At 65.3% G+C, this 12,510-nt stretch carries 12 protein-coding genes; 6 read left to right on the plus strand and 6 right to left on the minus strand.

From position 1 onward, the window contains the following. Window positions 1-75: 75 nt before the first annotated feature. The 3 genes from KFB96_RS13830 (at window position 76) to KFB96_RS13840 (ending at window position 3,050) form a co-directional block, all read left to right on the plus strand. A complete protein-coding gene (locus KFB96_RS13830) occupies window positions 76-1,668 on the plus strand; it encodes an AAA family ATPase (RefSeq protein ID WP_213458236.1) in 1,593 nt (530 codons plus the stop codon). A gap of 107 nt (window positions 1,669-1,775) precedes the next feature. Beyond that, window positions 1,776-2,702, plus strand: coding sequence for a DnaJ C-terminal domain-containing protein (locus tag KFB96_RS13835; protein WP_213457886.1), 927 nt, complete (start codon window positions 1,776-1,778; stop codon window positions 2,700-2,702). Between the two features lie 3 nt (window positions 2,703-2,705). Beyond that, window positions 2,706-3,050: a chaperone modulator CbpM gene (locus KFB96_RS13840; protein ID WP_213457885.1), complete on the plus strand. Its 345-nt coding sequence runs from the start codon at window positions 2,706-2,708 to the stop codon at window positions 3,048-3,050. Between the two features lie 74 nt (window positions 3,051-3,124). Here the strand turns inward: KFB96_RS13840 and nadC are convergent, their stop codons facing one another. After that, a complete protein-coding gene (gene nadC, locus KFB96_RS13845) occupies window positions 3,125-3,991 on the minus strand; it encodes a carboxylating nicotinate-nucleotide diphosphorylase (RefSeq protein WP_213458235.1) in 867 nt (288 codons plus the stop codon). 13 nt (window positions 3,992-4,004) lie between these two features. Beyond that, entirely contained in the window at window positions 4,005-5,612 is a 1,608-nt protein-coding gene (locus KFB96_RS13850) for a DUF1631 family protein (RefSeq protein WP_213457884.1), read from the minus strand. 183 nt (window positions 5,613-5,795) lie between these two features. Between KFB96_RS13850 and ampD the strand changes: the two genes are divergently transcribed. Then, window positions 5,796-6,521: a 1,6-anhydro-N-acetylmuramyl-L-alanine amidase AmpD gene (ampD, locus tag KFB96_RS13855; RefSeq protein ID WP_213457883.1), complete on the plus strand. Its 726-nt coding sequence runs from the start codon at window positions 5,796-5,798 to the stop codon at window positions 6,519-6,521. 16 nt (window positions 6,522-6,537) lie between these two features. On the opposite strand, the gene KFB96_RS13860 is transcribed toward ampD, so the two are convergent. From KFB96_RS13860 to pssA, 4 genes are all read right to left on the minus strand, one after another. Further along, a complete protein-coding gene (locus KFB96_RS13860; protein ID WP_213457882.1) occupies window positions 6,538-7,350 on the minus strand; it encodes a UDP-2,3-diacylglucosamine diphosphatase in 813 nt (270 codons plus the stop codon). 255 nt (window positions 7,351-7,605) lie between these two features. Next, complete coding sequence (locus KFB96_RS13865) at window positions 7,606-8,772, minus strand: hypothetical protein (RefSeq protein WP_213457881.1); 1,167 nt, start codon at window positions 8,770-8,772, stop codon at window positions 7,606-7,608. Window positions 8,773-8,906: 134 nt separating this feature from the next. Further along, on the minus strand, window positions 8,907-9,137 hold the full coding sequence (locus tag KFB96_RS13870; RefSeq protein ID WP_213457880.1) for a hypothetical protein: 231 nt from the start codon (window positions 9,135-9,137) through the stop codon (window positions 8,907-8,909). Between the two features lie 238 nt (window positions 9,138-9,375). Next, a complete protein-coding gene (pssA, locus tag KFB96_RS13875) occupies window positions 9,376-10,128 on the minus strand; it encodes a CDP-diacylglycerol--serine O-phosphatidyltransferase (RefSeq protein ID WP_213457879.1) in 753 nt (250 codons plus the stop codon). 219 nt (window positions 10,129-10,347) lie between these two features. Between pssA and hoxE the strand changes: the two genes are divergently transcribed. Continuing rightward, window positions 10,348-10,842 (plus strand): bidirectional hydrogenase complex protein HoxE, encoded by a 495-nt coding sequence (hoxE, locus tag KFB96_RS13880; RefSeq protein WP_213457878.1) that lies wholly within the window; start codon window positions 10,348-10,350, stop codon window positions 10,840-10,842. Continuing rightward, the gene (gene nuoF, locus KFB96_RS13885) at window positions 10,842-12,452 is read left to right on the plus strand and encodes an NADH-quinone oxidoreductase subunit NuoF (RefSeq protein WP_213457877.1); all 1,611 of its coding nucleotides are present in this window, start codon (window positions 10,842-10,844) and stop codon (window positions 12,450-12,452) included. Before hoxE ends, nuoF begins: the two co-directional genes overlap by 1 nt. Window positions 12,453-12,510: the final 58 nt, after the last annotated feature.

Raw genomic sequence — 12,510 nt, forward strand, 5'->3', positions numbered from 1 at the left:
AGGGTTGCGGCCCCGAACCGCCGACGACCGCCGACTCGACGCCCTACGGATCCCGAGGAGGCCACGCACGCGATGATGCCGGACCTGCACGACCTGGAGATTCTGCTGCGCTCGGATACCCCGATCGTGCTCATCGAGTCGATCGAGGAGCCGCGGGTCGTCGAGCTGTTCGCCGGGCTTGCCGTGCGTCTTGCCGAGCCGGCCTTTCGCTGGTCGGTCACCGAGGGACTGCGGCGCATCGAGCTCGATACCGAGCCGCAGAGCCGCCTGGCCGATCCGACCGAGGCGCTTCGCAATATCCGCTCCACACAGCAGCGCGGCATCTATCTGCTGCTCGATTTTCATCCCTATCTCGACAATCCGCTCCACGTGCGCCTTCTGAAGGAGATTGCACAAGGCTACGCTGACCTGCCCCGCACCCTGGTCCTGGTCAGTCATGCGCTGGAGGTTCCGCCCGAGCTGCACCATCTGAGCGTGCGGTTCGGCCTGCGCCTGCCTGACCGCCAGCGCATCATGGGCCTGATTCGCGAGGAGGCGAAGCGCTGGCAGGATTCCGCCGGCGGGCGCAGCTTCCGGACCGGTCGCGATGCGGTGGAGCAACTCGCCCGCAATCTGCTCGGCGTCACCGAGTCAGACGCGCGCCGCCTGATCCGCAACGCCATCCGTCACGACGGCGCCATCACCCGTGAGGACGTCGAAACGGTCAAGCGGGCCAAATACGACCTGCTCAGTCCCGATGGCGCCATCAGCTTCGAGTACGACACCCGCTCCTTCGCCGAGGTCGCCGGTCTGGGCAACCTCAAGGCATGGATCGATCGGCGCCGCGGTGCCTTTCTGGATCCCGGCCGCACCCGGGATCACCCGCGCGGCGTTCTGCTCCTCGGCGTTCAGGGCGGCGGCAAAAGCCTGGCCGCGAAGGCGGTTGCCGGACGTTTCGGCGTCCCGCTGCTGCGCCTGGACTTCGGTGCGCTCTACGACAAATATATCGGCGAAACCGAGAAGAACCTCCGCAAGGCATTGGCGACGGCCGATGTCATGTCGCCCTGCGTCCTGTGGATCGACGAGATCGAAAAAGGCGTCGCGACCGGCGCCGAGGACGACGGGGTCGGCCGGCGCGTCCTCGGCACCCTGCTGACCTGGATGGCCGAGCGCAACACCCGCGTCTTCCTCGCGGCGACCGCGAACGACATCTCCCGACTCCCGCCCGAGCTCATCCGTAAAGGGCGGATCGACGAGCTCTTCTTCGTGGATCTACCCGGCGCGCCCGTGCGGCGCGAGATCTTTGCGATCCATCTGATCAGGCGAGGGCTCGATCCCGAGCGCTTCGACCTCGCGCGCCTCGCCGAGGCGAGCGAGGGCTTCACCGGAGCCGGCATCGAGCAGGCCGTTGTCTCCGCGCTCTATGCCGACGAGACCGCCGGGGATGGTCTGACTACGGGCAACCTGCTGCGCGAGATCGCCGACACCCAGCCCTTGTCCGTGGTCATGCACGGCCAGCTGCAAGCGCTGCGTGCCTGGGCATCGGGCCGAACGGTTCAGGCGCACGCACCCGAAGAACAAGACGACGCGGCCGCCCTTGGACGCGACGTCGCCGCCGCGATGGCCTCGGCCCCCATGGAACCCGCCGGGGAGGCGGTCGACGCGCAGCCCCCCGGGCGCTCCGACTAACCCCATTCACTCGACCGCGACCCGTGCAATGACCGTCGCCAGCCCATACCTCCCCTCACAACACGAGATTCACGAGTCCGTGTCGGCCAAATCTTCGAGGCGCTGCGATGGAATACAAGGACTACTATAAAACGTTGGGCGTGACGCGGGACGCCGCCCCACCCGAGATCAAGCGGGCCTACCGAAAGCTTGCGCGCAAATTCCACCCCGACGTGAGCAAGGAGCCCGACGCCGAGGCCAGGTTCAAAGAGATCAACGAGGCCAACGAGGTCCTGCACGACCCGGAAAAGCGTGCCGCCTACGACGCGCTCGGCAGCAGCTGGCACGCCGGCCAGGATTTTCGTCCGCCGCCCGGCGGGGTTCATCACGATTTCCATTTCGGCGCCGACGAGGCCGCCGAGTTCAGCGACTTTTTTTCCAGCATCTTCGGGCGCGAGTTTCACCCGGGAGCGCAGGGCCAACGTCGTCGCCGCGGTCAAGATCAGACCGCGCGCATCGCCATCGACCTGGAGGACGCCTATCGCGGCGCGACGCGTCAGCTGCGCCTCGACGTCCCCGAGATCGGCGCGGACGGGCGCGTCACCTCGCGCACCCGCACACTGAACGTACGCATCCCGCCCGGCGTCACGCAGGGTCGGCAGATCCGCTTGGCAGGCCAAGGCGCCCCCGGGGTCAACGGCGGTCATGCCGGCGATCTCTATCTGGAGATCGAGATCAATCCGCACCGGTTCTTGACCACGGACGGCAAGGACATCCATCTGCGACTGCCCATCGCACCCTGGGAGGCGGCACTCGGCGCGTCCGTTTCGGTCCCCACACTCGGCGGAACAGTGAACCTTAAGGTCCCGCCGGGATCTCAGTCCGGGCAACGCCTGCGCTTGAAGGGGCGGGGGCTGCCCGGCGAGCCGGCCGGGGACGAGCTGGTCATGCTCGAGATCGTGACCCCGCCCGCAACCACGGATGCCGCCAAGGCAGCCTATCGCGAGATGGCCGAGCGTCTACACTTCAACCCAAGGGCCGAGATGGGAGTCTGACGCATGACGCAGACCGAGACACGCATTGAAGGGATCGTGCTCGACGAGGGGCTGACAGTCACCCTCACCGAGCTGACCCAGCTCTGCGGCTCCAGTGGCCGCGTGGTGAGGCTGATGGTGACCGAAGGGCTCCTGCGCCCAAAGGGCCAAGCCCCCGACGACTGGCGATTCAACGGCTTGGAGGTGCGTCGAGCGCGCCGAGCCGTGCGCCTGCAGCGCGACCTCGACCTCAACCTCGCCGGCACAGCACTCGCGCTCGATCTGCTCGACGAGCTGGAACAACTGCGCGAGCGACTGCGCGCGCTCGAGCACCAACTCGGACAACGGCGCACGCGCGAGCTCGGTTAAACCGCGGTTTAGAGGCCGTGGATGCTTCAAACGTCGAGCTCACTCGAACATCAGCATCTCGCTCTGGACGCGGTTTAACCCACGAACCGCATCGAGAGATCGACTGCGGTCACGTCCTTCGTCAGCGCGCCGACCGAGATGCGATCGACCCCGGTTTCCGCGATAGCCCGAATGGTCGCAAGGGTCACGCCGCCGGATGCCTCGAGTCGGGCACGCCCCGCGCTCATGGCGACCGCCAGGCGCAAATCTCCGAGTGCGAAGTTATCGAGCAGGACCAACTCAGCCCCGCCGTCCAAGGCCGTCTGCAGCTCGTCGAGACTCTCGACCTCGATCTGAATCTCCACGCCGGCACCGGCTGTGGCCGCGGCGGCGAGCGCGGCCGGGATCGAGCCCGCGGCGAGGATATGGTTCTCTTTGATCAGGATCGCGTCGAACAGGCCCATGCGGTGGTTGTGGCAGCCCCCGCAGAGGACCGCGTATTTCTGCTGGACGCGCAGACCGGGCAGCGTCTTGCGGGTATCCAACACCGCAACGGGGAGACCGGCGACCGCAGCGGCAAATTCGGCCGCGCGGGTCGCCGTCCCGGAGAGGGTCTGAAGGTAATTCATCGCCGTGCGCTCGCCGGTCAGCAGACCGGCCGACGGCCCCTCGATCAGCGCCAGACGCTGCCCGGGGCGGATCCGATCGCCGTCGGCAACCTCCCAACGGACGGCAATCTCAGGGTCGAGCACCCGAAACACCGTCTCGAACCAGGCGCCTCCGCAGATGACCGCAGGCTCGCGCGTGATCAGCTCTGCGCGGGCGCGCTGATCGCGCGGCACCAAGGCCGCCGTGAGGTCGCCGGCACCGACATCCTCCGCAAGCGCCGCTCGGACTTGGGCTTCGATGAGAAACGGGTCGGGAAGCCGCACCGGACGAGCCGCGGGGCGCGAGGGGTTCATCTCTGTGTTTGATTCAGCCATCGGAGGGGGCCTTTTGTAGACTTGTCATCATCGCACGCCAGGCATGATCCGCCAGCGGCGTTTCGCCGTTGCCCAGAATCGTGACCCGTCCGGCCCCGATCGCCTCGGCCAGACCCCGAGCGGAAAAACGCGTCGGGGACCGCCCCTGTCGGTCGAAGAACAACAACTCCTCTCGCGCGGGGTTCCAAGCGACCAACTTGAGACGGACCCGCCCGACATCCTCGCGCGCCCAATCGATCCAATCGCCGATCGCGCATCCGCAAGGAACCGGGATCGGGGCCGGGACCGAGCGGGCGGTCTCGACGTCGGAGCCGCCGAGCACGGCGCCGCGCGCGGACCCCTGAAGCACGTCCAAATGCAGGGTCTGCAGCTCCCCGAGCCACCGTGCCGTCAGACGCGGATCGCAGCCGACCTCGGAGAGCCCCCGCCGCAAGGTCTCGAGCAGGCGCGGGATCCGATCGAGCAGCTGGCGACGCTCCTCGGCGGTACGCTTCGCGCTCACGCTCCAGAGCAGCCGATCGATCAACTCGAGCGCGGCTTGCCACTCCGGGCTATCCGAGCCCCGCGAGCGATGGATCTCGAGCAACACCAGTGACCAGCCCTCGCGCAGCAAGACCTCGACCGTGCTCGGGATCCGTGCATAGGGCGCCAGGCGATCGGCGAGGGCAGCCGCGACCGTCTCCGGTTCGGGATCGACGGGCGCACCGGTACGATCGGCGTCGAAGATCGCCACGGCGCGGCCGAAAAGACCAAACGACTTCGCGCCGTTTGGCTCGGCGGGCGGATCCCCGGCTCCGGCAGCCGCTCGGGTATCCTCGCGTGCAAGGAAGGCCCTGAAATACCGATCCATCGGCGTGCTCGGCGTCACGAAAGACGACACGGACGGCGAGGCGGCATACGGTCTTGCGGCAGGGATGGCGATCTCGGCCGCGGCGGGCTCGACCTGGCTCAGACAACTGCGGTAGAAGTCGCCCAACTGGTCCATGACATGCCGATCGAAGAGCTTGTAGACGACGAGCTTGACGGACGGCTCGAACGGGGGCAGTGCGCTCAGGGTGTCTCGAAAGGCATGGCACAGGGCGGAAGGACCGAACGGATTCTCCTCGAGACCGACCTCGCCCCAGCCCAGCAGGGCGGCAAATCGGCGATCGAGCTCCAGCAAATCGCTGCGGTAGCGCGATTCCGCCTTCGACACCAGATTTTCGGCGGCCAGAATCTCCTCGAGCTCGGACTGCGCAAGCAAAGCCAGATCACCGAACCCCGACTCCGTGCCCCTGCCGTGCTCGTGCTCGCGCTCGCGATCCCGACCGACGAGATCGCCTGCCCCTTGCTCGACGCGCCGCAGAAAATCGCTCTGAAGACGTCGGCGCTGTTTGACGAGGATCTCGCGAGCGTCGAAATAGACGCGATAGCTCGAATCGTTGGTCGACCTGTCGGCGAGATCGTGCAGAGCATCGTCGAGCTTCCCGAACAGCGCGCCCCAGAGCGACGGCAGGCGTTCGCCGAGCAGACGCGTGCAGTCGCCCACGAAACGCCCGCGCATGATCAAGGCATCGCCGCCGGGACCGGATGCCGGGTGGACTCGGGGGGACTTGATCACGTGAATCTCGACGCCGATTGCCGGTCATGTCACCATCATGGCCCGAGGCACGGGGCGGCCGGCAAACCTCGAGGAAACGATGGAATCTATTGCGGCGATGGTAAGCAATGCGGTGAACGGTGTCACCTTGGATCGGCGGACTCCCGGCCGACTCACCCTCTCTGCCCGCCCGCGTTGCGCCTCATGAACCCCGAAACCGATGCCGCCATCGCCCCCCTCGGGGTCGCGTCACCGAAGGCGCGATCCTCGCCCGTCAGGATCGATGCAGCTGGGCACGCGCGTGCGGACGCCCATGCGGTCGTTGACGACAAAGCCGGTGGCTACGCGGATATCGACGAGGAGGGCTGGCTTGCAGGTGGGGAGCGTCGGCCGTCGCCGAGCCAGGACGCCCGACCGCCGGGCACGCCAATCGATCTGTTGGTGATCCACAACATCAGCTTGCCGCCGGGCGACTTCTCGGGCGACTGGATCGACGATCTCTTTCTCGATCGCCTCGATCCCGCCGCACACCCCTACTTTCGCGAGATCGCCGGTCTGCGCGTCTCGGCACATCTCTTGATCCGGCGCAACGGCCGACTCCTGCAGTATGTCCCTTTCGAGCAACGCGCCTGGCACGCGGGCGTCTCGCGATTCGCGGGACGAGGGCGCTGCAACGACTTTTCGATCGGGATCGAGCTCGAGGGGACCGACGACATCCCGTTCACCGAGGCGCAGTACGCGCGCCTTGCCGAGTGCACACGACGAATCCTCCGTCGCTACCCCGGCATCACCGAGGACCGGATCGCGGGACACGCCGAGATCGCCCCGGGCCGCAAGACGGACCCGGGGCCGGCGTTCGATTGGAATCGCTATCGGCGATCGATTCGCTCGGAAGGCCGAGCGGTTGATCCGGACCCGCCGTCCGAATGACCTGCCGACCGCCCCGCTAACCGACCTGCGCCAGAGCCAAGCGCTCCTGCTCCACGCCCGCAGTCTGGGGATAGGCGGCGGTCCAGCGCAGCAGCTCGAGGCGACCGTCGTGGTGCTCTACGAGGGCGGTGCAGCTCTCCACCCAGTCGCCGCAGTTGCAGTAGGCCACACCGGCAATCTCGCGCATCTCCGCATGGTGGATATGTCCGCAGATCATGCCGTCGACCCGACGGCGCTCCGCCTCGCCCGCGACAGCCGCCTCGAAATTGCCGATATAGCTCACGGCATTCTTGACCTTGTGCTTGAGATACCCGGCCAAGGACCAGTACTCGAGGCCGAGCACACGGCGAATCCGGCTGACGAGTCCGTTGAGCATCAACAAACCGTCGTAGGCGCGCGAGCCGATCACGGCGAGCCATTTGCCGTTTTGAACCACCGCGTCGAACGCGTCCCCGTGCATCACCAGAAAGCGACGACCGTCGGCAGTGGTGTGAATCACCTCTTCGCGTACGGCCACGTTGCCGAAATCGGCACCGAGATGCGTGCGGAACAGCTCGTCGTGATTGCCCGGCGTGTAGATGACCTCGGTCCCGCGCTTGGCCTTGTCGAGCACCTCGCGGACCACCTGATTGTGGGCCTCGGGCCAATAGACACCGTTCTTCATCGCCCAGATGTCGACGATGTCACCGACCAGGTACAACTGCTTGCACTCGGTCGATTGCAGGAAATCGAGCACGAGAGAGGCTTGGCACCCTCGAAAGCCCAAGTGGACATCGGAGATGAAAATGCTCCGATACTTCAATGGATTCATGCGCTTGATGTCGGTCATCGCATCGCCGGTCTCGAGCCATCAACGTCGGGATATCATCTCCGCGCGCGATTGCCGGGATATTGACGAACTGTGAAGATGCGATGAAATCTCGGGGCAGTGCAGAGATTTCGAGACCCTCCGAAATCATTTTCGGTGTCGGTGTCGGTGTCGGTGTCGGTGTCGACCATCGGTACGACCACGAACGGTCTCGACACATCTGCCGTGCTGCACTGGCCCCCGTGCGGGGTTCGACTCCGTATACGGGAGCGAGACTCAGTCCGCACCCCAATGCGGAGTGGCGATCCCGTCGCCGAGGTCGGCGGCGACGAGCAGACGCCGGATCTCGAGCAGACGTTCGATGAGTGCAGGCTCACAGGCCGCGTAGGCGTCACGATCGGGAACGCGCTTGACCACGACCCCGAGCAGCTCGGTGATGGCGTTGCCGATCGAGTTCTGACTGATGGTCAGCATCAAGCGGCCGGAGTCATGCCGAAAGATGAGCTGCTTGAAGGCCGGCTCCCAGCGGATGGAGCTGGCGTAGGCCGGGTCGCCGAGGCAGCGCTCGCGAACCCGTTTCGCGGTCTGCATGAAGGCGTTGTCGAAGAGCAGGACCGATTCGATCTGATCGGGAAAGTAGACGTCCGGCAGGATCTCGGCATTGCGGCTCGACACCTGCGAGAAGAAGGTGCGGTAGAAGTCGAGAAACCCGCGCAGGATCTCGTCGTACTCCGCCCAGAAGGCGGTGTCGCCCAGGGCCGCGACCCCGCCTTGGATCTCCCAGCAGGGTAAACCCTCGGGATAGCCGGTGAACGCGAGGCGCGACTCGTCGGTATGCACCGTTCGCAGAATGCGCAGGTCCAGCGCTTCGTCGAAAAAGCGGCGGTAGACATCGCGCATGTGTGCCTGAAAGAGGCTGTGCTGGCCGCCGTCGGTCAGGTTGGGATGGCTCGGATCGGCAAGCGGGGCCGCGCGCAGCTGCTCCATCGGGAAGACGATGAAGTGGTTGTGCAGCATGCGGATGCTCGGCACGCCCGGCGAGGTTAGAGGCCAGGTGGCATCCAGGCTCGCCTCGCCGGCCATCACCAGCGCCTCGCCCGGATCCGGATAGCGTCCGAGCATCTCCTCGATGATGATCCGATTCATCCGGTTCCAGACGCGCTTCACCGACGGCGCGACCTGGGTGCGGCGCACCGGACGGCCGAGCGGGTTGAGGATACGTTTGGAGGTGTCGTAGATGATCGAGCAATCCAGCTCGGTGGAATGCCCCAACGCCTTGCGGTAGAGCAGCAGGTCCTCTTGGTTGCGCAGCAGACCGTTGTTCTGCACCAGATCCCGAAGGTTCTCGGCACTGTTGAAGAACTCGTTCGGCGTCAGACCCGCCGGAACATCCAACGGGATGGGCCGAAAGGGCGTGACGATCTCGCGTGGTCCCGAAGACATCGCTTAAGCCTTCTCTTTGGTAACGTGTCAGAAATAAGTTGAGCACCGAATCTAATCGTTGTCGTTGTCGTTGTCGTTGTCGATTACGACAACGACAACCGTGGGAAAGGTATTCTCTCGTCCAGTTGTTTTACCTATTTTTGAACCGTTCCTTGATCTTCGTCTTCTATGCGCCGCTCGCGGAGTCGCTCGGCGTAGTCCAGACGTAATGTACAGCGCTCCCAATCGCCACCGACGCATTCCGCCCGCCGACAATCGAACTCGCAGCACGAGACCTCGTCCGGAACGCGCGGGACCAGCCGTTTCGACAACGCCGATCCGAGACGACGCAGCAGGCCCGGCTTCTTCTTGGATGTCTCGTTCATGTCGACCCTCCGGAGATCGATCTGGTGTTGCCCGACACAGCGTCGTCGAGGGTGTCGGGAGCCAACCGGATCCATCCGTTCAAGGTCGGTCCGTGAAAATCCAAGTCGCTCGCTTGGTCTCTGCACGGAGAGCATCGTAACAGTTTCCGGACCCGAGCAAAGCACAGCGCCAGGCTCCACCGACTTGACTCCAACCTTCGGTCGTAAACAGATACAGATCAAACGGCTCCGACCGGACTCAAAGCCGCTCGCGCCGGTGGCGCGCTCGACTTTTGCGCAGTCGCATCAAGGTCCACACCGGCCCCGAAACCGCATAGGTCGTCGCCAGCAAGAAAAGCATCAGCGGCGGATTGACAAAGACGACCGCAAATCCAAGCATGACAGCGACGGCCAGGAGGAAGGGGACCCGCCCCTGGAAATTGAGCTGCTTGAAGCTGAGGTAGCGAAAATTGCTCACCATCAGCAGACCGGCACTCGCAGTGAGGATGGCGGCGAGCCAAGCGACATCGGCCCCGGCGACCCCCGTATCCGCGCCGAGCCAGACCCCGCTCGCGATGATGGCCGCTGCCGCCGGGCTGGCGAGACCTTGGAAGTATCGTTTGTCGGCGATCCCCACCTGCGTGTTGAACCGTGCCAGGCGCAAGGCCGCAGCTGCGGTGAAAACGAAGGCGGCAAGCCAGCCGACCTTGCCGAGTCCGCCCAAGGCCCAGTGGTAGGCAACCAGCGCCGGAGCGACCCCGAAGGCCACCATGTCCGAGAGGCTGTCGTATTCGGCACCGAAATCGCTTTGCGTTTGAGTGATGCGAGCCACACGCCCGTCGATCCCGTCGAGCAGCTGGGCCGCGAAGATGGCGAGCGCAGCCGCCTCGAAGCGTCCCTGGGTCGCCGCGAGGACGGCGTAAAACCCGGCGAACAGCGCCGCCGTGGTAAAAAGATTGGGCAGCAAATAGATGCCGCGTCTTCGCTTACGGGAAGCTGGCGCGTTGTCCATGGATCGATCTCGTTGGCGGCCGTCTGGTCGGATCGCGAGTATAGCCGGGAGCGGGCCGGCACCGAAAGGAAGCGCAGCGACACCGAGCGCACCGAAAGTGCGCGAAAAGAAGAACGTTGTCGCGCTATCCATCTGTCATAGACTTGTGGCATCGTGCGGTCGCATCGCCGTCGGCGACACGATCGCTCTGCAACCATGACCCATTGAATCGGAGGGAAGATGAGTCTGCAGCAAGCTAAGCCGCCACTGCCCAGTAACGACAAGCGTTGGAAGCTCGTCAACGCGACCATGCGTCGCAACGGCTACGCCGACCATGCCTTGATCGAGACCCTGCACAGCGTGCAGGACGCTTTCGGGTTTCTCGACGAGGGCTCCCTGCGGTTTGTTGCCGCATCGCTCGACCTTCCGCTGAGCAAGGTCTACGGTGTCGCGACCTTTTATCACCTCTTCACGCTCAAGCCGAAAGGGCGTCATGCGTGCGTCGTCTGTACCGGCACCGCCTGCTACATCAAAGGCGCCGGGGGACTCGTCGAGCGCCTGCAGGAGCGCTACGACATCAATCCCGGCGAAACGACCGAAGACGACCGGCTGTCGCTGTTGACGGCACGCTGTGTCGGCGCCTGCGGTCTGGCCCCTGCGATCGTGATCGACGGCGACGTGCTGGGAAAACTCGACAGCGAATCACTCATTGCCAAGCTCGAGGAGCTGACCTGATGAACCTCGACGATCTGGCCGATCTGGCCGAGCAATACCGTGCCATCGACGCGAACGTCGAGCGCGAGGTCCGCGTCTGCATGGCCGCCAGTTGCCAGTCATCCGGTGCCGCACCCGTCCGGGATGCACTCGTTGCCGGTCTCGGGGAGAGTCAACCTTCGTGCAAGGTCAAAGGGGTCGGATGTATGGGCCTCTGCTCGGCCGGCCCCTTGGTGTCGATCGCCGACAGGGACGGCTCGCTCGAGGAGTCGACGATCTATCGCGACGTCACCGCGGATGACGCCGCCGACATCATCGCGAGCCTCGACGGTCCACCCGTGGAGCGTCTGCGCTGCCCGACGGATCAGCCCTTCTTCGCGCGCCAGCAGAAGATCGTGCTGGAGAATGCCGGCATCATCGATCCCGACAGCTTCAAGGGCTACGTGGCCGTCGGCGGTTACTCCGCGCTGATCCGGGCCTTGAGCGAGATGACCCCGGCCGATGTCCTGCGCGAAGTCACCGACAGCGGTCTGCGTGGACGCGGCGGCGGCGGCTATCCGACCGGACTGAAATGGTCGACCGTCGCCAAGATGCCCGCGACCCAAAAATACGTCATCTGCAACGCGGACGAAGGCGACCCCGGCGCCTTCATGGATCGGGCGATCCTGGAATCGGACCCGCATCGCGTGATCGAGGGCATGGCCATCGCCGCCTACGCGATCGGGGCGAACAAGGCCTATGTGTATGTCCGCGCCGAGTACCCGCTCGCGGTCGAGCGACTCCAGACCGCCATTCGCAAAGCCAAACGCTCGGGCTTCCTGGGCAACAAGATCGGCGACACCCAGTTCAGCCTGGAGGTCGAGATCCGGCTCGGCGCCGGGGCCTTCGTCTGCGGCGAGGAAACGGCGCTCATGGCCTCGATCGAGGGGCTACGGGGCCAACCGCGCCCGCGTCCGCCCTACCCCGCCGAGTCGGGGCTCTGGGGCTACCCCACGCTCATCAACAACGTCGAGACCTTCGCCAACATCGCCCCGATCGTGCGCGAGGGAGGCGACTGGTTCGCCTCGATCGGCACCGAGCGATCGAAAGGGACCAAGGTCTTCGCGCTCGCCGGGACCATCACCAACACCGGCCTGATCGAGGTCCCGATGGGCACCTCGCTGCGCGACATCATCGAGGTCATCGGCGGCGGCATCCCGGGCGGGAAGGCGTTCAAGGCGGTGCAGACCGGCGGACCCTCGGGCGGTTGTATCCCGGCGCAGCACCTCGACATCGCGGTGGACTACGACAGCCTCAAGACGCTCGGGACCATGATGGGCTCGGGCGGCATGATCGTGATGGACGAGACCTCCAGCATGGTCGATGTCGCACGCTATTTCATGGAGTTCTGCATGACCGAGTCGTGCGGCAAGTGCGTCCCGTGCCGCACCGGCACGCAGCAAATGCACGGCATCCTCGACCGGCTGGCCAAGTCGCAGGCCACCCGGGCCGAGCTGGCCCTCTTGGAAGAGCTCTGCGAGGTCGTGCAGGCGACCAGTCTCTGCGGGCTGGGCCAGACGGCGCCGAATCCGGTGTTGAGTACCATGCGCTATTTCCGCGACGAGTATGAAGCAAAGCTCGGCGACGCTTAAACCGCGTCGCACCGAGGCCGAGGACATCTCCAAATCCAAACGCAACGACGGACGTTGC

This window comes from Thiocapsa sp., assembly GCF_018399035.1.
Classification (GTDB): domain Bacteria; phylum Pseudomonadota; class Gammaproteobacteria; order Chromatiales; family Chromatiaceae; genus Thiocapsa.